Genomic DNA, 19,345 nt, shown 5'->3' on the forward strand with positions numbered 1-19,345 from the left:
CTGCGTCGGATACGCTCGGCGCAGAACTCGAAGGGGGATTGGTGGTCGAGTACCGCAGCTTTCGCCTGCTGGCTTCGCTGCCGCGCGCGCTCGGCGCGGGGTTGCGCCCGCACGTCGGGCACGCGGCGGCGTCGATGATCCAGGAGGTGCAGCGCACGGTGCCGGCCTACGGCCAGCCGCTCAAGGGCGTGTTCGGCAAGGTCCTGGTGAAGAGCGTCGAGTTCGCGGTGCAGCACTGCATCGATTCGATGGGCGAGCCGGCGCTGGGCCACGAGCACTGGATCGAGTTCTACCGCGGCCGCGGCCGGATCGAGTTCACCGAAGGCCGCAACCTCGACGCGCTGCAGGACAGCGCCACGATCGGGGCCCGGGTGGCCTGGCGCGCGATGCACCAGGGGGTGGTCGCCGCCGGCGTCGACCCGGCCGTCATCTCGGTCGCCGCGGAGGCGATCTTCGCCTACGTCGACGAGCTGTGCGCCACCGCGATCGAGGGGTACCAGCAGGCGCAGGCCGAGGCCGAGGGCGCCGTCCCGGTCCGGCGGAGGCGGCTGCTGGAGCTGATCGCCGGCGCCCCGGAAGGCGCGGCGAGCAGCATCGCGGGCTTGGCGGGCGGGGCGGGCTGGCCGCTGCCGGAGACGGCGGCGATGGTGGCCCTCGAACGCGGCCCCGACGCGGCGGACTTCCCCGCCGACCTGCTCGGCGACGGCGTCCTGGCCGACCTTGACGGCCCCGAGCCGTACTTGCTGACCCGCGATCCGGACGCCGACCTGACCCCCCTCGCCGCCAAGCTCGACGGCTGGCGCGCGGCGGTCTCCCCGACGGTGCCGCTGGCCGACGCCCCGGCCGCGCTGCGCACGGCACGGCGGGCGCTGCTGCTGTCCGGCCCCGACGTCCCCGGCCCGATCATCTGGTGCCGCGACCACCTCGCGACGCTCTGGCTGCTGGCGGAGGACTTCCTGGCGGCCGAGCTGGCCCGGCAGAGCCTGGACCCGTTCGCTTCGCTGAGCGAGAAGCAGCGCGACAGGCTGAGCGAAACCCTGCTGGCCTGGCTGGAGACGCGCGGAGGCGCACCGGAGATCGCGCAGCGTCTCGGCGTCCACCCGCAGACGGTCCGCAACCGCCTGCGCCAGCTGGAGGAGCTGTTCGGCGACCGCTTGAAGGACGCCGACGACCGCCTGGGCATGCAGCTGGCCCTGCGCGCCCAACGCCTGATGCGCGCCCACCGGCCTCCCGAGAGCTGACGGCGCCGGCCGGGTGGAGGCGACGTCAGCCCGCCCGCACCACCGCCCCGGGCTCACCGAGCCACACCGGCCCGCCCGAGCCGTGCCCCTGCGCCCGGACCACGCGATCCAGCGCGCGCACCGGCATCGGCAGCACCCGCCGCCACGGCCGTCGGCCCGGCCACCGCGGGCGCGGCCCCGGCCCCTGGGGGACGAAATGGAAACTCGCGCGGCAGGACATCAGCGCGTCCGGTGCGTCATTGCGACCATGCTCCGAGGATTACCGGATACCGCCGGAATGTCGATACGCATTCCCGGTGACGTCGCTGAAACCCGCATGCGCCGCCGCGTTTCCGCAATGCTTCTTGTCATGCCCGTCCGTGATTCCCCGGCGGTGGCGTTCACCACATCCGCGGCGGCCGCCGGATGCCCTAATTTCGGGTCCGCGAGAAAGGGCGCCCATGACCGTCGAAACCCTGACCCTGCACGGCCGCCGCATCCGGCTGCACGAGCACCGGCCGCCCTCGGACGCCGGCGACGAAGCGGTCGTGCTGCTGCACGGGATCGCCGGCAGCGCCGAAACCTGGGCCCCCGTCCTGGCGCGGTGCGGCGCGCTCGGCCGCCGCGTGCTGGCGCCCGATCTGCCCGGCCACGGCGAATCCGAGGCACCGCGCGCGGACTACGGTCTCGGCGCGATGGCGAGCACCGTGCGGGACGTCCTCGCCGTGTCCGGGGTCCGGCACGCGACCGTCGTCGGGCACTCGCTCGGCGGCGGCATCGCCCTGCAGTTCGCCTACCAGTTCCCGGAAATGTGCGACCGGCTCGTGCTGGTCGGCAGCGCCGGCCTCGGCCCGGAGGTGAGCCCGGTGCTGCGGGCCGCCGCCCTGCCGGGGGCACCGGCCACCATGGCCCTCGCCGTCAACCGGGTGACGCTCGCGCTCGCGCGGGCCGTGGCCCGGCTCGGCCGGGGGCTCGGCGGTTCGCTCGACCCCGAAACCCGCGAACTGGCCCGGCATTTCGGCTCGCTGGCCGACCCCGCGCGGCGGCGGGCGTTCCTGTTCATCGCGCGCAGCCTGATCGACCTGCGGGGCCAGCGCGCCAGCGCCGTGGACAAGCTTTACCTGGCCGAGGCGGTGCCGATGCTGCTGGTCTGGGGCGCCCGCGACCCGCTCATCCCGGTGGCGCACGGGCGCCGGACGGCCGCGCTGCTGCCGGACAGCCGCTTGACCGTGCTGGAAAACGTGAAACACTTTCCGCACGTGGCCGACCCGGACCGGTTCTGCGCCCTGCTCAACGAGTTCCTCTCGGAGACCGCGCCCGCCCGGCTGACTCTCGACGACGTCGTCACGCGGCTGACAACCCCTGAACCACCCTTCTGAAAAGTTGTCACGCGCGCACCATTCGCGCGCGCCGGAAGTGTCACGTCCTCTCGCGACGTTCCACCCGTTCGGGTGTAGTCCGGACGGGTTACCGCAAAGTCAGCGAACAACCCGTTGACAGTGCCGTTCACACGAAATTATGTTGCCTGAGCCACAAAAACCGGATCGGCGTTCCCGCCGACGAGGCCGATTTTGTTGCCAGCAAGGATAAAACACATGCCCGAGTTGGACACCGTGGACACCGGATTCGCCGCCCCCGCCCGGCGGGGCGGACGGCCGAACCCCGGCGAGCGCACTCCCGGACCGGCCTACCGGCAGCAGTCCGTGTCGGCCGACCGGGCCCGGCCCGCCTACCCACCCGCGCCGCGCACCCCGGCGGATCCCCGGCCCGGACGTGCTTCCGGCGCGATCGGGCTGTGGGCGTCCCTGCCCCGAGAGCTGGCGGTCCGCTTCAAACCGCGGGTCGACCCGCTCGCCCGCGCCATCCTGCAGGAGGTCCAGCGGGCGGTGCCCGAGTACCGCCAGCCGCTGGAAGGCGCGTTCGGGCACATCATCACGCAGGGTGTCCGGCAGTCGATCATCCAGTGCCTCGACAGTGTCGGCACGCCCGGTGCCGTGCCGCTCGAGACGTGGACGACCGTGTTCCGCAACCTCGGCAAGATCGAGTTCAACGAGGGCCGCAGCCTCGACTGCCTGCAGACCGCCTACCGGGTCGGCGGGCGCGTCGCGTGGCGGCACATCAGCGAGTTCGGGCAGGCCACCGGCGTCTCCGCGGACACGCTGTGCACCAGCGCCGAAGCCATTTTCGCCTACGTGGACGAGATCTCGGCGCTCTCGATCGAGGGCTACACGGCGGCGCAGACGCGCGCCGCGGGCACCCGCGCCCGCCGTCGCAGACGGCTGCTGGAGCTGCTGCTCGCCGACCCGCCGTCCGCGCCGCAGACCATCACCGCGCAGGCCACCACGGCGCAATGGCCCCTGCCGGCCGAAGTCACCGTCGTCGCCCTCGAACCGCGCCCCGACCAGCGCGGTCTCGGCCATCAACACAGCCTGGCCGCGCCGGACCTGCACTCCGACGTCCTCGTCGACCTCGAGGGCAGCGAACCGTGCCTGGTCACCGGCGACCCGGAGCGGCACCTGAAGAACCTCGCCGAGCGGCTGCCGGGCTGGCGCGCGGTCATCGGCCCGACCGTGCGGCTCACCGACGCGCCGCGCTCGCTGCTCTGGGCGCGTCGAACGCTGAAGCTGCTCCAGCGCGGCGTGCTGCCGGACGCGCCGGTGACCCGCTGCACCGACCACCTGTCCACGCTGTGGCTGCTCGCCGACGAGTTCCTCGTCCGCGAACTGTGCGCGCGCAGCCTGCAGCCGTTCGAGGACCTCACGCCGAAGCAGCGGGCGCGGCTCGGCGAGACGTTGCTGATCTGGCTGCAGTCCCGCGGCAGCGCCCCCGAAATCGCGAAGAAGCTCAAGGTGCACCCGCAGACCGTCCGGTACCGCATGCACCAGCTCATCGATCTGTTCGGCGACCGGCTCAACAACGCCGACGACCGGCTCGACATGGAGATCGCGCTGCGGGCGGAGGCACTTCTCGGTTCCTGAGTCCCCTTCAACGACGAGGTGGGTCAATGGCGGGATCGCCCGTCGAGACGGCCTTCGGGCCGATGCTGAGCGGCGACGGCCGGCCGGGGCAGCTGTGGGCCATGCTCCCCCGCGAGCTGGCCGCGGTGTTCCGGCCGCGGCTGCTGGACGTCGCCGACGAGGTGCTGCGCGAGATCCAGCGGACCATCCCGGACTACGCGCGGCCCCTCGACGGGGCGTTCGGCAAGGCGCTGCGGGCCGGCGTCCAGGCGGCGATCCTGCAGTTCATCGACCGGATCGCCGCGTCGGGGCCGGTGCCGGACGAACGCCGCAAGGTGTTCGTCGGGCTCGGCGTGCACGAGCTCGCGCAGGGCCGCAACCTCGACGTCCTGCAGGCCGCGTACCGGGTCGGCGCGCGGGTGACCTGGCGGCGGATGGCGGAGGTGGGGACGCGGGCCGGCGTGCCGTCGGCGACGCTGTGCCTGCTGGCCGAGGCGATCTTCGCCTACATCGACGAGTTGTCCGCGCTGTCGATCGAGGGGCACGCGGCGGCCCAGGCGCGGGCGGCGGGCGCGCTGGAACGACGTCGCCGCCGGCTGCTGGACCTGCTGCTGGCCGACCCGCCGTCGCCGTCACGGATGGTGCAGGAAGCCGCGACGGCGGCGGAGTGGCCGTTGCCGCACCGGCTCGTCGCGGTGGCGCTCGACGGGACCGCCGACGTCACCGGGCTGAACGCGCTGGAGGACCTCGAAGACGGGACCCCGCGGCTGCTGCTGCCGGCACCCGAAGACCGCCACGCGCTGACGGCGGCCCTGGCCGGCCACCGGGCGGCGGTGGGGCCGCCGGTGCCGCCGCGCCAGGCGGGCCGCTCGCTGGCGACGGCGCAGGAGGCGTTGCGGCTGGTGGCGGCGGAGGTCCTCCCGGACGAGCCGCTGACGTGGTGTGAAGACCACCTCGCGACGCTGTGGCTGCGCAAGGAGCCGTTCCTCGTGACGGAGGTGTCCCGCCGCCGTCTCGCCCCGCTCACGGCGTTGACCCCGAAGCAGTACAACCGCCTGGCCCCCACGCTGCTCGCGTGGCTGGAGACGTGCGGCAACGTCCGCGAGGTCGCCGACCGCCTCGCGATCCACCCCCAGACGGTCCGAGCCCGCGCCCAGGAGCTCGAAACCCTCTTCGCGGACCACCTCCGCAACCCGGACGACCGCTTCGAGATGATCCTCGCCCTCCGCGCCACCCTCCCCTGACGGTCGGCTCGCGTACCTGGACAGTCGGCTCGCGTACCTGGAGGGTCGGATGGCGAGCCGACGCTCCAGGTACACCAACCGACCCTCTGGGTACGCAAACCGACCGCCTGGGTACGCGGGCCGACCCTTCAGAGGGTGGAGAAGTAGGGGCGCGGGAGGTCGGGGAGGCGGGTGGTGCCGAGCTGGACGATCGTCGCGGGGAGGCCGCGGGCGCGGCGCCAGGCGGCGAAGGCCTCGATCCAGGCGTCCGCCGTTGCGCGGGACGTTTCGCCGGGGGCGCCCGCCAATGCCGTGGCCGACGTGCCGAGCAGCCACCAGTCCGGTGGGGTGTCGGCGGTGGCCTCGTGCAGGCGGCAGGCGCCGAGGACTCCGTGCCGCCAGCCGGCCGACGGGTCGTCGGTGAGGACGCCTGCCGCGTGCACGATGCCGCGTAGCGGGAGGCCGTCCGCCGTGGCGGCGGCGACCAGCCGCTCCGCGACGCCGGGCTCGGCGATGTCGCCGGGGATCACCACGGCATCGGTCGCTCCCGCGGAGGGTCCACAAAGGACGATCCGGGTGGCTCCCGTGCCCGCCAGCCACCGCGCCGTCGCGGGCCCGAGGCCGCCCGTGACCACGTACGCGCCGGGCCCGGCCGCCACCTCGACGGCGAACGGCACGCGAGCCAGCCGGGCCGCATATCGGACGTCGTGCCGCCAGCGCACTTCGTCGTCCGGCGCGTCCGACCGCAGCTCGCGCACCAGGACGTCGACGTCGGACCGCGCGTCGAAGTCGACCAGGCTCGCCCGCAGCTGCGGCCGTTCGACCGCGAGCACCCGCACCAGCCCGCGCAGGAACGCCAGCCCCGGCTCGCCGCCCGCCTGCGTGACCAGGTGGAACCGGACGCCGAACCCGAGGCGGGCGACCACCGACAGCACCGAAAGCAGCAGCTCCTGCGCGGCTTCGGGATCGTGGTAGGCGTACGGCGACCCGGTGAGGAAGACGACGCCGCGCACCGGCCGCTCGGCCAGGAACCCGGGCAGCTCGTCGAGGTCGTCACGCGGCAGCGACAGCGCGTCGTCCCCCGCCGCGGCCAGCGCCAGGGCCAGCGCGACGGCCCGGCCGAGCGCCGCCGGGTGCTCGTCGGTGAGCAGCAGCCACGCGCCCGGCCCGGACGGCGCCACCGGGGGCAGCGGCACCTCGGGCCAGGTCACCTCGAACGACGAGGTGGCGAACGGGACGCCCGGCGACAGCGCCCGCTCCGCCGGCCCGGTCACCACAGCCCATCCCCTGCCGACGACCGCAGGACGACGACTCTGCGCAGCGTGAGCCCGTGCCGCGCCGACACCGCGTGCCGCACCGCCCGTTCGACCTCGCCGCGCGGCGGGACGACCCCGTCGGCCAGCTCCAGCACCACAACGGCTTGATCACCGCGGACGGCGAAAGCCGACGCCGCACGCGGCCGGATCGCCGGGTGCGCCTCCTCGGCCGTGGCTTCGAGGTCCTCCGGGCGATATCCGGCGACGAGGCCCCGGCCGGTGACGCACAGCTCGCCTGCGACGTTAAGGAAGCCCTGGTCACCGGTCCGCAGCCACCACCGCGGTTCGTCGTCGCCGGTGATGAGGGCGCAGAACACCCGCGCGGACTCCTCGGGCCGCTGCCAGTAACCGCGGGCGACGTTCGGCCCGCTCACCCAGATCTCGCCGACGTCGCCCGCGGGCACCCGCCGTCCGTCGCGGCCGACGATCGCGACCAGCTGGCCGGCCGGCTGTCCACAAGCGACCAGAGCGGTCGCCTCGGCGACGACGTAACACGCCCGCAGCGCCTCGGGAGCGGACGCGTCGCCACCCAGCACCGCCGGGCGGCCCGTGACGAGCGGCACCGCCACCCCGAGCACCAGCCCCAGCGGATCGCTCGGCGGCAGCCCGGTCACCACCGCGGATTCGCCCAGCACCTCGGCCGCCTGCCGGGCATTGGCCAGCACGTTCGCGTGCGTGACCATGACCCCGCCCGGGTACTGCAGGTACGCCACGTCCGCAGGCGCGACCGGGACTTCGGCGCAGCCCGGAGCGTCCGGGACGGCGTCCACGGCGAGCACCCGGTGCCCGCAGGTGTCCAAAGTGGCCAGGAACCGCCGGATCGCGGGCACGGTGGCCGCGGTCGCCAGCACGATCGACGGCTCGGCGTCGGCGAGGACGCTCGCCCGCCGGTCGGGTCCGGCGGGGATCGCGACCAGCCCGGCCCGCAGCGCGCCGAGGAACGCGACGATATAGCCGGGTGACGGCGCGATGAGGATCGCCGCCCGCTGCCCCGGCTCGGTGACCCGGCGCAGGGCCGCGGCGACGGCGGTGACGCGCCGGTCCAGCTCGGCCCAGGTCAAGGTGACCGCCGGACACGACCAGGTCATGGCCGGCGCTTCGCCCGCCACCGCGGCGCGGAAGGCCAGCAGCTCGGAAAGGGTCATGGTTCCTCGCGCATTCTCAGGCGGCGGACATCCCGGTGACGCGCCACTTCCCGGCGACGCGCTCGGCCGTGACGCTCAGCTGGGCGGCGCCGGTGCTGCGCTGCCCGTCCCCTCTCGTCCCGGTCTGGTCGAGGAACACCAGCAGCGCCGCGCGGTCGCCGTCCAGGAGCTTGACCCCGGACGCGACGGCGGTGGAGGTGACCACGAGCCGCTGCTCGGCGGCCAGCTTGCGGACCTGGCCGAAGAGCTGTTCGTACTGCGCGAGCGCGGGCCCGGTGAGGACGTCCTTGGCGGCTTGCTCGCTCTTGGCCGGATCGTCGAAGCGGTAGGAGAAAACCGTGCCCAGCGCCGCACTGACCTGCTTGGCGGCGTCCGCGGTACCGGCGACGTCGGACAACGCGCTGTTGTGCGCGACCACGGCGTTCGTGCTCCGTGTTTCGAGGGTGAACCACCCGGCGAGCCCGGCCAGCACGACGGCGAGGGCGGCGAACACCAGCGGCCACCGGCGACGCGGCTCGGCGACCGGCGCCGGCGGCGCGGATTCCGGCGCGGGTTCCGGCTCGTGGTGCCGTCCCGCGACCTTCACGATCCGCTTCTTCGTCGGAACCGTCATGGTGCCTCCCCCACGGGAACCTGGCCGAGGCCGGTGACGCGCCAGCCGCCCGGCCCGCGCGTCAGGTCGGCCTGGAACCGGTTGCGCTTGGTCACGGCGTCCCCGCCGTCCGGGGCCACGACCAGCTCGACCGCGGCGATCAGCTTCGCCGTGCCCGCGCCGGTGTCCACTTCGGTCACCGCGGCGTCGGTCACCTTCCCGGTGGTGACGGTCTTCGCCTGGGCGATCCGGTCGAGACTGCCCTGCCGGTCGGCCGCCAGCTCGTCGTGCAGCGCCCCACCGGAAAGGTCCAGCCAGTGCTGATACCCGGGCGCGGCCTGCCGGTAGTCCAAAGTGGTCAGCGCGGCGACCGCCGCCCGGCCCGCCTGCAGGGCCTCTTCCCGGACGACCGCGCGCGCGACACCGTCGTCGTGCGCCGCCTGCCACCAGGTGAACCCCGACCACCCGGCCGCGGCGGCCGCCAAGACCATGGCCAGCGCAGCGAAAATCCTCACGGCCGTCCTCCCGGTGCGTTCTGCGAGCCCCGCACGTTCGTCGGGTCACCCTTCGGCAGCGCGCAGCGCGCGGCCGTGTTCAGCGGGCGGGCCGACGTGTCGAGCCCGTCGCGGTACGGCGTCGTGTACCCGGTGGTGCACGGCGGTGGGTCGAAAAAGGTCAGCGACAGTCCGATGTGGACGCCATCCGGCCGGACGATCGCGCCGGCCGCGGCGACCGCCTGCGGCGCGGTGATCAACAGCTGGCGGAGGCCGTCCCGGCGAGCTTCCAGCACGTCCGCGGTGGTCAGCAGGTTCGCCAGGAGCACGCCCAGGTTCGGGCCGGAGTCGCGGATGAGCGCGCTGACCTCGTTCGCGGCCGCGGGCACCGCCGGGATCAGGGTGCGCAGGTCGCCGTCGGACTGCTTCAGCGTCGAAGCCAGCAGCTTCGCGTTGGCACCGAACTCGCGGATCGCGCCGGCCTGCTGCACCTGGGTGTCGAGCACCGTGTGCGCGTCGGTGACGAACCGGGTCAGCGGCGCGACGTGCGCGCTCGCCGCCTGCACGAACTCGATGCCGCGGCCGACCAGCTGGTCCAGTGCCGGGCCGGCGTCGGACGTCGCGTTGTACAGCTCGTCGACGACCGTGCGCAGCGCGGGTTTCGGCACCGAGTTCGCGAACGAGTCCACTGTCGACAAGACGACGTCGACCGGCAGCGGGATCTCCGTGTCCGCCGGGGTGATCACCGAGCCGTCGTGCAGCTTCGGGCCGCCGTCGGTGCGCGGCCGCAGGTCGACGTACTGCTCGCCGACGGCCGACCGGTCGGCGACGACGGCTTCGGTGTCGGCCGGGACGGGCGCGGTCCCGGAGTCGATCTCGAGGTCGGCTTCCATCCCGGCAGGGGTCAGCCGCAGCTCGCCGACGCGGCCGATCGGCACCCCGCGGTAGGTGACTTCGGCGTTGGTGAAGATGCCGCCCCCGGTCGGGAACTGCGCCGTGACGGTGTAGCCGCGATCGAAGAACACCTTGTCGAGACCGGCGTAGGTGGCGCCCACGTAGGCGACCCCGACGACGGCGATGACGACGAAGATCGTCACCTGCACGCGCACGAACCGGGTCAGCATCAGTGGCCCGCCTTGAGGAAGCCGTTGAGGTAGTCGCCGCGGATCGTGTCGAGGGCGGCGTCCGGGAACGGGAAGGTGAAGATCATCTCCATCGCCTTGGGCAGCTTGTCGCCGGAGTCGGCCAGCCGCCGCAGCAGCGGTTCCAGCGCGCGCAGGTCGGCGACCAGGTCGTCCTTGCTGCGGTTCACCGTGTCGACGGCGACCGAAGTCAGCCCGTCCAGCGACTTGAGCATCCCGACCAGCGCTTCCCGCTGCTGGTTGAGCACGCCGATGCCGGGCGTCAGGCCGTTCAGCGTCGTGGTGATCTGATCGGTGTGCGCGTTCAGCGTGGCCGCGAGCTTGTTGACGCTTTCGATGGCCCGGGTGATCTCGTTCCGGTGCTCGTCGAGGCCCCGCACGAAGGTGTCCAAATCGGACAAGAGCGAGCGCGCCGCGGTTTCCTTGCCGCCGAGGGCGTCGTTCAGCTCGTGGCTGATGTTCTGGACCTGCGCGACGCCGCCGCCGTTGAGCAGCAGCGACAGGGCCCCGAAGACCTCCTCGATCTCGGGCGTCAGCGTCGAACGATCGAGCGGGATGGCCGCGCCGTCGAGGAGCCGGCCCGACGGCGTGGCGTCGTCCGGCGGGGCGAGCTCGACGAACTTCTCGCCGAGGATGCTGGCCTGCCGCAGCCGCGCGACGGCGTTGCCCGGCAGGTCGACGTCGCCGTTGAGCAGCAGGTCGACGACCGCGCTGTGCCCGTCGGGCGCCAGCTCGACCCGGACGACCTGCCCGACCGGAACGTCGTTGACCTTGACCCCGGACTGCGGCACCAGGTCCAGCACGTTCGTGAAGCTCGCGGTCACGTGGATCGGGTGGTCGCCGAGCGCGGCGCCGCCCGGCAGCGGGATGTCGTAGACGCTCACGCCGCTGCCGCAGCCGGTGGTGACCAGCGCGAGGGTGACCACCGCGGCGAGCTTGACCAGGGACTTCATTTCGGCTCCGCGAATTCGAGGAGGTTGCCGCGGCCGTCGATGGTCCCGTTGGCCTGGTCGTAGGCGCCCAAGAGGTTCGTCAGGGCGTTCGGGGCCGCGTTGAGCGCCTCGGCGAGGGAATCCTTTTGGTTCACGAGCACCTTCGTGACGTCGGCCAGCTTGTCCACATCGGACTGGACCTTGCCGCGGTTGTCCTTGATGAACCCCTGCACGACGCTCAGCGCCTGGGTCAGCTCGGTCAGCGCGCCCGAGAACTGGTCTCGCTGGCCGGCCAGCACCTTGCTGAGCGAGGCGATCTGCGAGATAGCCTGCTTGACCTGGCCGTCGTTGGCGGCGAGCATCGCGGTGAACTTGCTGATGTTGTCGACGGAATTGAACAGGTCGTCCTTCGAGTCGCTCGCCGTGCGGGCGAACTCGCCGAGGTTCTTGATCGCCGTGCCGATGGTCTGCCCGGTGCCGTTGAGGTAGTCCGCCGAGCGGGTCAGGACGTCGCTGACCGCGCCGTCCTTGTTGGCGCCCTGCGGTCCGAGCGCGGACATCAGCTGGTTGAGGCTGTGCAGGAGGTCGTCGACCTCGACCGGCGTCGCGGTGCGCTCCCGGGGGATCGACGCGCCGTCGGCCAGCTGGGGCCCGCCTCGGTAGACGGGCGTGAGCTGCACGTACCGGTCGGCGACCAGGCTCGGGGTGATGACGACGGCCCCGGCGTCCGCGGGCAGCGGCACGCCGGGCCGCAACGTCATGGTCACCTTGACGTCGGTCCCGTTCGGCTCCACTTCGGACACGGAGCCGATCGCGACGCCGAGGACACGAACGTCCGAGTTCGGATAAATACCCACGGCAGCGGCGAAGTAGGCAGTCAGCGTCCGCTCACGCGGGGCGGTGATCAGGGGCCAGGCGGCCGAGACCACGAGCGCGAGGACGACGCCGAGGGTGAGAGCCCGCAACCGCGTGCGGCGACGGGCCTGGGCACCCAGGTCGGCGAGGTGGTGGGCCATCAGCGTCCCCCGTTCTTCGGCGGCCGGCAGCTGCCCGGCGTGGTGCCGGTGGGGATCAGCCCGCAGATGTAGGTGTCGATCCACCGGCCGTTGCCGACCGCGTTGCCGAGCAGCCGGTAGAACGGGCCGGCCAGGCGGAGGCTGTCCTCGAGCTTCCCCTGGTTGCGCTGGAGCACGCCGGCGACGCGGTCGAGCTGGTCGAGCGCCGGTCCCAGGGTTTTCTGGTTCTCCGCGACGAGCCCGCGCAGCTGGATCGAGAGGTTCTTGATGCCGGTGAACAGCTTCGCGATGGCGTCCTTGCGGGCGTTGAGCTCGGTGAGCAGCGTGTTGCCGTCGCGGATCAGGGCCTGGATCTGGTCGGAGCGCTCCCCGAGCGTCTTCGACACCTGGTTGGTGTTCTGGAACAGCTTCACCAGCTCGTCGTCGCGGGACGCCAGCGTTTGCGACAGGGCGGCGATCCCGTTGAACGCCGTCTTGACGTCGCTGGGAGCGGACGCGCCGAGTGTGTCGGACAGCACGCGGAACGCCTGCGCGAGCTGGTCGGTGTCGATCGCCCCGACCGTGCTCGCCAGGTCGTTGAAGACGGCGGTGACGTCGTAGGGCGAGCTCGTGCGCTCGGCGGGGATCGGCTGGTCGGGGTTCAGCTCGCCGTTGCCGACCGGGTCCAGCACCAGGTTCTTCTGCCCGAGCAGCGTCTTGATCTTGATCGCCGCCGTGGTGCGGTTGCCGACCCAGGTGTCGCGGACCCGGAACAGCACCTCGACGTGGTCACCGGCCAGCCGGACGTCGGTGACCTCGCCGACCTTCACCCCGGCGACGCGGACCTCGTCGTTCGGCTTCAGCCCGGCGGCCTCGTGGAACTCGGCCCGGTACGTGGTGCCGCCGCCGAGGAGCGGCAGGTCGTCGGAGAAGAACGTGGCGCTGCCGATCAGCGCCATGACCAGCGCGGTCACCGCGCCGACGGCGATCGGGTCGCGGCTGCGGAACGGCTTGATGCGGGGCGGTTTCACCGGCACCTCGCAGCCGTCACGGGGATGCCGGGCGGCGGTCCGCCCGGCGCCGGTTTCGCGTCGGACTCCACCGCGCACAGGTAGAAGTTCGCCCACGAGCCGTAGGAGAAGAGCGTGCCGATCCGGTCGAGCTTCTTCGGCAGGTTGTCGAGGAACTGCTGGAACACCGGGGTGTTGTCGGCCAGGTTCTTCGACAGGTCGCCGAGGGCGGTGACGCTGTCCTTGAGCGGCTGACGCCCTTGCTCGAGCAGCCCGGCGGTCGCCGTGGTCAGCTCGCCGAGGCCGCCGATGGCCTGCCCGATCGGCTTGGCGTCGGCGGCGAGGCCGGTGACCAGCTGGGCGGTGGTGTCGACGAGCGTGTCGAACTGGTCGCCCTGGGCGTTCAACGTGTCGAGGACGGTGTTGAGGTTGCCGACCACCTGGCCGATCAGCGCGTCCTTCCCGGCGAGGGTGGAGGTCAGCGACGCCGTGTGCCGCAGCAGGCTGTCGATCGTGCTGCCCTCCCCCTGCAGGACCTGGATGATCTCGAACGACAGCTGGTTGACGTCGTTCGGCGAGAGCGCCTGGAAGAGCGGCTTGAAGCCGTTGAACAGCGCGGTGAGGTCGAGCGCCGGTTTGGTCTTTTCCAAGGGGATCTGCGCGCCTTCGGCCAGGGTCGGGGACGTGTCGGTGGCGCCGGGGTCGACCGAGAGGTACCGCTGGCCGACCAGGTTGCGGTAGCGGATGGTGACCGAAGCCGACGCGGTGAGCCGGTGCGTGCGCCCGACCGAGAACCCGACGTCGGCGAGGCGGTGTTCGACGACCCGCACCGAGTCGACCTGGCCGATCCGGACGCCGGCCATCCGCACTTCGTCGCCGGGGTTGACCGAGGTCGCGTCGGTGAACCGGGCGGTGTAGCCGATCGTCGCCCCCACGTTCGAGTTGGCGATCGTGACCGCGAGCACGGCGGTCGCGGCCGCGGTGACCAGGAAGAAGATCAGGCCCTTGACGGCGGGTCCTGCGACGCTCCTCATCGGACGGTCACCTCCGTCCCGCGCAGCGCCGGTCCGATGAGGACACTGCTCCAGTCCGGCACGTCACCCAGCGCCGGCCGCAGCAGCTCGGCGACGAGCTGCCGCTCGCCCGGCGAGTTCGCGGGTCCCAGGTCGCCATCGGCGGCGGCCGCCGCACCGCCGCCGTAGCACTTCGGCCCGCCGGTGGCGTCGAAGCGCGGGGTGTCCCGGCCGGGGACGTACTTCTCGCGCGGGTCCTGGACGGTGAGCGTCACGTGCAGGCCCGGCTCGTTCGTGCCCTTGCCGAGGGCCTTCTCCATCAGCGGCTTGAGCCGGTTGACCGCGTCGAGCAGGCACGGGAACTCCGGCGAATAGCGCGAAAGCAGTTCCAGCGTGGGCCGGCTCGCCGCCGAGACGCCGATGATGTTGTCCTTGTTCTTCCGCAGGAACTCGTTCAGGTGGCCGGTGGCGCTGGTGACGCTCGTGTAGAGGTTGTCGAGGTCGGCCCGGGTGTCCACGATGGTCTTCGCGGTCGTCGACAGGTCGCTCAGCGCCTGCAGGATGTCCGGCGCGGCTCCCGTGTAGACGTCGGCCGCGTCGGCCAGCGCGGTGACGTCGGCCTTGAACTGCGGCATCAGCGGGTTCAGCTGCCCGAGGAGGTCCTTCAGCTGGACGAAGCTGTCGCCCAGCGGCTTCCCGCGGTGGTCGAGGGCCTGGGAGATCGCGCCGAGGGAGCTGTTGAGCTTCTGCGGCTGGACCGCGCGCAGCAGCGGCAGCAGGTCGCCGAGCACGCGTTCCAGCTCGATGGCGTTGGTGGAGCGGTCCTGCGCGATGACGTCCCCGGCGCGGAGCTTCCCTTGTGGACTGGGCGGCAATACGAGGTTGACGTACCGCTCGCCGAACACCGTCTTCGGCAGCAGCCGCGCGGACACGTTCCCCGGCAGCAGCCCGATCTTGGCCGGGTCGAGGGCGAGGTCGATCTCGGCACCCGCGCGGGTGCTGCGCACCGCCCGGACCTCGCCGAACGGGACGCCCTTCACCTTGACCTCGGCGGTCGGCGCGAGCTGGTTGCCGACGCGGTCGGCCCGCAGCGTCACCAGCTCGGCGTCGTCGAAGTCCTTGTCGTAGATGGCCACCGCGAGCCAGCCGAGCAGGACGAGCACGCCGAGGAAGGCGACCCCGGCGAGCTGCGTGCGGAGCCGGCTCATCCGGACACCTTCACCGTGGTCGTCGCGCCCCAGATGGCCAGTGAGAGGAACAGGTCGAGCACGCTGATCAGCACGATCGACGTCCGCACGGCCCGGCCCACCGCGACGCCGACCCCGGCCGGCCCGCCGCTGGCGCGGTAGCCGTAGAAGCAGTGCGTCAGGATCACGCCGACGCTGAAGACGAGCACCTTGCCGAACGACCACAGCACGTCGCCGGGCGGCAGGAACAGCGTGAAGTAGTGGTCGTAGGTACCGCCGGACTGTCCGAAGAAGACGACCGTGGTGAGCCGCGAGCCGAGGTAGGAGATCAGCAGCCCGATGACGTACAGCGGGATGATCGCGATGAAGCCGGCGACGATCCGGGTGGTGACCAGGTACGGCATGCTCCGCACGGCCATCACTTCGAGGGCGTCGATCTCTTCGGAGATCCGCATCGCACCGAGCTGCGCGGTGAACCCACTGCCCACAGTGGACGAGAGGGCCAGCCCGGCGACCAGCGGCGCGATCTCCCGCGTGTTGAAGTACGCCGTGAGGAAGCCGGTCATCGCCGAGATGTTGATCTGGTTCAGCGCGCTGAACCCCTGCAGGCCCACCGTGACGCCGGTGAACACGCACAGCCCGACCATCACGCCGATCGTGCCGCCGATCACCGCGAGGGCGCCGCTGCCGAACGTCACTTCGGCCAGCAGCCGCACGACTTCGCGGAAATAGCGCGTCACGGCGAGCGGGACGGCCGCGAGCGCGCGGACGTAGAACAGCAGCTGGTCGCCGAGGTCGAACAGCCGGTCGCCGGGTTTGCCGAGGATGGCCACTCAGGTTCCCTTCGCGGGGACGAGCTGCAGGTACAGCGCGGTGAGCACGGTGTTGACGAAGAACAGCAGCAGGAACGTGATGACGACGGACTGGTTGACGACGTCGCCGACGCCCTTGGGGCCGCCCTTCGGGTTCAGGCCGCGGTAGGCCGCGACGACCCCGGCGAGGTAGCCGAAGATGACGGCTTTGATCGAGCTGACGACGAGGTCGGGCAGCTGCGCGAGGGCGTTGAAACTGGCCAGGTACGCCCCGGGTGTGCCGCCCTGGATGATCACGTTGAAGAAGTAGCCGCCGAGCACGCCGACGACGCTGACCAGGCCGTTCAGTAGCACGGACACCCCGACGGCGGCCTGCACGCGCGGCACGACCAGCCGGTGGATCGGCGAGACGCCGAGCACCTCCATCGCGGCGATCTCCTCGCGGATGCTGCGCGCGCCGAGATCGGCGCAGATGGCGCTGCCGCCCGCGCCGGCGATGATCAGCGTCGTCACGATCGGGCTGGCCTGCTGCACGACGGCCAGCACGCTCGCCGCGCCGTTGAACTGCTGGGCGCCGATCTGGCTGGTGAGCGAGCCGAGCTGCAGCGAAATGACCGCGCCGAACGGGATCGACACCAGGATCGCCGGGGTGATCGACACGCTGGCGATGAACCAGAACTGCAGGACGAACTCCCGCACCTGGTACGGGCGGCGGAGCATGGCGAGCAGGACGTCGAGGCCCATCGCGCACATCCGGCCGAACTCGCGCAGGCCGTTCGCGGCCTTCTGCGGCGCTTCGCTGAGGAAAGTCGTCATGGCTGCTTGCACCCGGTGCTGAAGCAACGCAGCGTCAGGTTCGAGACGAAGGTGTTGCCCGGCCCCGAAACCAGGCCGGTGAGCAGGCGGCTGACGTCCTCGTGCCCGACGCACCCGGCGAACGCGGGCGTGGTGAAGGTCGACGTCACCTTCACCGGCGGGGCGGGCAGCGAGATCGGGACCAGCGCCTTGATGGTGACCGCCGCGGGCTGAGCGGTCCGGCAGTCCGGCCCGACGTCGAGGGGCCGTCCGTCCACTTTGACGTCCGAGAGCTTGATGAACACCTTCGCGGTCACGTCCGTGTCGGCGCAGATGTTGGTCTGGGTGGCCTTGCAGTCCTTGTCCTTGCCGGTGTGCACGGTGGCCGTTCCCGCGGCATCGCCGTCCGGGACGATCTCGACCCGGCCGGTGGTGGCCATGAACCGGAACGCGACGAAGTAGCCGTCGGTGGGCGGGATGGCCAGCTTCCCGGTGATCGGCACGGTGCTGGTGAGGCCGCCCAGAGCGCCGTCGAAGGTGCCCGGCGGGAAGGCGATGTCGGAGCCGAGCTTGGCCACGTGGCTCGTGGTCGGCTGCTGCGCGTCCCCGAGGGTGAACCCGAAGGGGATCTGCGTGGCCGCCGCTTGCGGTGGCGCCGGCTCGCTGGGCGCGGCTTCCGCCGCGCCCAGCGAGAACGCGATCAGCACCAGCACGAGTGGCAGCGAGAACCGAGTCAGCATCCGGACTTCCTCATCGAAGGTGATCCTTTCGAAGCTACTGACGATTCTCGTTGCGCCACAAGGGTTTTCGCATTCTTGTCACGCGGATCTGCGTTTCCGCGTCATGACCTCACTTCTTGGTGAGGGTCACGTCCAGCTTGTTGCCGGGGCCGGAGGTGATGCCGGTGATCAGGCCGGTCAGGAAGCCGCAGCCGGTGAACCGCGGGATGTCGTAGGTCGCGGTCAGCTTGCCGCCCTTGAGCGGGTCGAAGCCCGGTGCCGAGGTCAGCGGCACGTCGGCGGGCTTGACCGTGTGGCACGACTTCGACGACAGGATCGGGAAGCCGAACACGCGGACCTTGGTGAGCTGCACGTCCATTTGGGCGTTCGCCTTGACCGCACCGGCGGTGAGCGTGCCGTTGATCGCGCCGACCTGGTCGAGCTTCACGGTCGCGGACGCCGGGATGAAGCCGAGCACGCGGAAGTAGACGTCCGACTTCGGCAGCGCGAGCTGGGCACCGAACTTGCCGGACGCCGCGTCGAGCTTCGCGTCCAAGGTGCCGGGGCCGAGGGGCAGCGTGGCGTGCAGCTGCTTGAGGACCGACTTGCCCTGCACGGAGTACTTGACCTCGATACCGCCCGGCGGGTTCGTGGGCTGGGTGGTCGGGGTCGTCGGGGTCGTCGGCTGGGTGGTCGGCGTCGTCGGCTGGGTCGTCGGTGTCGTGGGCTCCGTGGTCGGAGTCGTCGGTTCCGTGGTCGGGGTGGTGGGCTGAGTGGTGGGAGTCGTCGGCTCCGTCGTCGGAGTGGTGGGCTGGGTAGTCGGAGTCGTCGGCTCCGTGGTGGGGGTCGTCGGCTCGGTCGTCGGAGTTGTTGGCTCGGTGGTCGGAGTCGTGGGTTCCGTCGTGGGAGTCGTCGGAGTCGTGGGTGCGGTGGTGGGAGTCGTCGGCTCGGTGGTCGGAGTCGTCGGCTCCGTCGTGGGAGTCGTGGGCTCCGTCGTCGGCGTCGTCGGCGTCGTGGGCGTGGTGGGTGTGGTCGGCGTGGTGGGCGTGGTCGTGCCGCCCGCCGGCTTGATCTCGAACGTGCCCAGCTGCTGGTTCTGGCCCGGGACCGCGACGCAGTCCGAAGTGAACGTGCCGAGGTCGGTCGGCTGGCCGTCCGCGGTGCGCGGGGTCATCGTGGTGCTGAAGTTCCCGACCGTCACCGACGCGGTGCCGGGGCTGGGGAACGTCACCGCCGGCGCCTTGCCGCTGCTCTTGACGTGGAACGCGCCCGACGGCGGCACCGGCGTCGACGCGATCGTCAGCGGCAGGTTCAGGTTCAGCGTCTTGTCCACCGGGTACTTGAGCACGGCCGCCGCCTTCGCCGAGCCGTCCAGCGAAGTGGCGCCGACCAGGGCGAGGCCCTCGGTGGCGGTCTCCGGCACGGTGACGTCGACGTCGAAGGTGATCGGCGTCGACGAAGCGCCCGCGACGGCGTTGTCGGGCAGGTTGGTGTCGATCTTCACCGACAGCACCTGGTCGCCGATCAGCGGGAACGGGCAGTTGTAGTTGATCGCCAGGCTCACCGGTGCGGCCTGGCTCGGACCCGCGCCGACGAGCGCGACGGTCGCCGCGACCGCCGCGGCGGTTGCGGCGGCCAGGCCGAAGGCGGGCTTTCTCGACTTCCACGAAAACTTCACGGGTCGTCACCTCGGGAAATGGGGGAATTTCGGCAAAGCTACCTCCGTGTTTCCGGGCGAACAAGCCGCTGCCCATTCTTTGTCACGCGCAGGGGATCGCCCGACGCCGGAAGGG

18 protein-coding genes are annotated in these 19,345 nt (G+C 71.8%); 4 read left to right on the forward strand and 14 right to left on the reverse strand.

What is annotated here, in order from left to right:
* Positions 1–38: 38 nt before the first annotated feature.
* The 4 genes from AB0M30_RS18965 (at position 39) to AB0M30_RS18980 (ending at position 5,421) form a co-directional block, all read left to right on the forward strand.
* A complete protein-coding gene (locus AB0M30_RS18965; RefSeq protein WP_360179403.1) occupies positions 39–1,241 on the forward strand; it encodes a helix-turn-helix domain-containing protein in 1,203 nt (400 codons plus the stop codon).
* Between the two features lie 440 nt (positions 1,242–1,681).
* Positions 1,682–2,599 carry an alpha/beta fold hydrolase gene (locus AB0M30_RS18970; RefSeq protein ID WP_364585298.1) on the forward strand — a complete coding sequence of 306 codons (918 nt, stop codon included), beginning with the start codon at positions 1,682–1,684 and terminating at the stop codon, positions 2,597–2,599.
* A gap of 216 nt (positions 2,600–2,815) precedes the next feature.
* Positions 2,816–4,198, forward strand: a complete 1,383-nt coding sequence (locus tag AB0M30_RS18975) for a helix-turn-helix domain-containing protein (RefSeq protein ID WP_364585299.1) — start codon at positions 2,816–2,818, stop codon at positions 4,196–4,198.
* A gap of 26 nt (positions 4,199–4,224) precedes the next feature.
* Entirely contained in the window at positions 4,225–5,421 is a 1,197-nt protein-coding gene (locus AB0M30_RS18980) for a helix-turn-helix domain-containing protein (protein ID WP_364585300.1), read from the forward strand.
* Between the two features lie 128 nt (positions 5,422–5,549).
* Here the strand turns inward: AB0M30_RS18980 and AB0M30_RS18985 are convergent, their stop codons facing one another.
* The 14 genes from AB0M30_RS18985 to AB0M30_RS19050 form a co-directional block, all read right to left on the reverse strand.
* The gene (locus AB0M30_RS18985; RefSeq protein ID WP_364585301.1) at positions 5,550–6,674 is read right to left on the reverse strand and encodes a KR domain-containing protein; all 1,125 of its coding nucleotides are present in this window, start codon (positions 6,672–6,674) and stop codon (positions 5,550–5,552) included.
* Positions 6,671–7,861: an AMP-binding protein gene (locus AB0M30_RS18990; RefSeq protein ID WP_364585302.1), complete on the reverse strand. Its 1,191-nt coding sequence runs from the start codon at positions 7,859–7,861 to the stop codon at positions 6,671–6,673. Before AB0M30_RS18990 ends, AB0M30_RS18985 begins: the two co-directional genes overlap by 4 nt.
* 16 nt (positions 7,862–7,877) lie before the next feature.
* On the reverse strand, positions 7,878–8,474 hold the full coding sequence (locus tag AB0M30_RS18995; RefSeq protein ID WP_364585303.1) for a hypothetical protein: 597 nt from the start codon (positions 8,472–8,474) through the stop codon (positions 7,878–7,880).
* Positions 8,471–8,968 carry a hypothetical protein gene (locus AB0M30_RS19000; RefSeq protein WP_364585304.1) on the reverse strand — a complete coding sequence of 166 codons (498 nt, stop codon included), beginning with the start codon at positions 8,966–8,968 and terminating at the stop codon, positions 8,471–8,473. The genes AB0M30_RS18995 and AB0M30_RS19000 overlap by 4 nt, the downstream gene beginning before the upstream one ends.
* Complete coding sequence (locus tag AB0M30_RS19005) at positions 8,965–10,071, reverse strand: MlaD family protein (RefSeq protein WP_364585305.1); 1,107 nt, start codon at positions 10,069–10,071, stop codon at positions 8,965–8,967. Before AB0M30_RS19005 ends, AB0M30_RS19000 begins: the two co-directional genes overlap by 4 nt.
* Positions 10,071–11,042: an MCE family protein gene (locus AB0M30_RS19010; protein ID WP_364585306.1), complete on the reverse strand. Its 972-nt coding sequence runs from the start codon at positions 11,040–11,042 to the stop codon at positions 10,071–10,073. The genes AB0M30_RS19005 and AB0M30_RS19010 overlap by 1 nt, the downstream gene beginning before the upstream one ends.
* Positions 11,039–12,037 (reverse strand): MCE family protein, encoded by a 999-nt coding sequence (locus AB0M30_RS19015; RefSeq protein WP_364585307.1) that lies wholly within the window; start codon positions 12,035–12,037, stop codon positions 11,039–11,041. Before AB0M30_RS19015 ends, AB0M30_RS19010 begins: the two co-directional genes overlap by 4 nt.
* Entirely contained in the window at positions 12,037–13,032 is a 996-nt protein-coding gene (locus AB0M30_RS19020; RefSeq protein WP_364585353.1) for an MCE family protein, read from the reverse strand. The genes AB0M30_RS19015 and AB0M30_RS19020 overlap by 1 nt, the downstream gene beginning before the upstream one ends.
* 11 nt (positions 13,033–13,043) lie before the next feature.
* Positions 13,044–14,060: an MCE family protein gene (locus tag AB0M30_RS19025; protein ID WP_364585308.1), complete on the reverse strand. Its 1,017-nt coding sequence runs from the start codon at positions 14,058–14,060 to the stop codon at positions 13,044–13,046.
* Positions 14,057–15,247, reverse strand: a complete 1,191-nt coding sequence (locus AB0M30_RS19030) for an MCE family protein (protein ID WP_364585309.1) — start codon at positions 15,245–15,247, stop codon at positions 14,057–14,059. Before AB0M30_RS19030 ends, AB0M30_RS19025 begins: the two co-directional genes overlap by 4 nt.
* Positions 15,244–16,059: an ABC transporter permease gene (locus AB0M30_RS19035; protein ID WP_013229372.1), complete on the reverse strand. Its 816-nt coding sequence runs from the start codon at positions 16,057–16,059 to the stop codon at positions 15,244–15,246. The genes AB0M30_RS19030 and AB0M30_RS19035 overlap by 4 nt, the downstream gene beginning before the upstream one ends.
* Positions 16,060–16,854, reverse strand: coding sequence for an ABC transporter permease (locus tag AB0M30_RS19040; RefSeq protein WP_103338417.1), 795 nt, complete (start codon positions 16,852–16,854; stop codon positions 16,060–16,062). It lies immediately after the preceding gene.
* Positions 16,851–17,573: a hypothetical protein gene (locus AB0M30_RS19045; protein WP_364585310.1), complete on the reverse strand. Its 723-nt coding sequence runs from the start codon at positions 17,571–17,573 to the stop codon at positions 16,851–16,853. Before AB0M30_RS19045 ends, AB0M30_RS19040 begins: the two co-directional genes overlap by 4 nt.
* Before the next feature lie 109 nt (positions 17,574–17,682).
* Positions 17,683–19,230 carry a DUF6801 domain-containing protein gene (locus AB0M30_RS19050; protein WP_364585311.1) on the reverse strand — a complete coding sequence of 516 codons (1,548 nt, stop codon included), beginning with the start codon at positions 19,228–19,230 and terminating at the stop codon, positions 17,683–17,685.
* Between the last annotated feature and the right edge of the window lie 115 nt (positions 19,231–19,345).

Origin of the sequence: Amycolatopsis sp. NPDC051716, from assembly GCF_040681595.1 — a bacterium.
Classification (GTDB): domain Bacteria; phylum Actinomycetota; class Actinomycetes; order Mycobacteriales; family Pseudonocardiaceae; genus Amycolatopsis.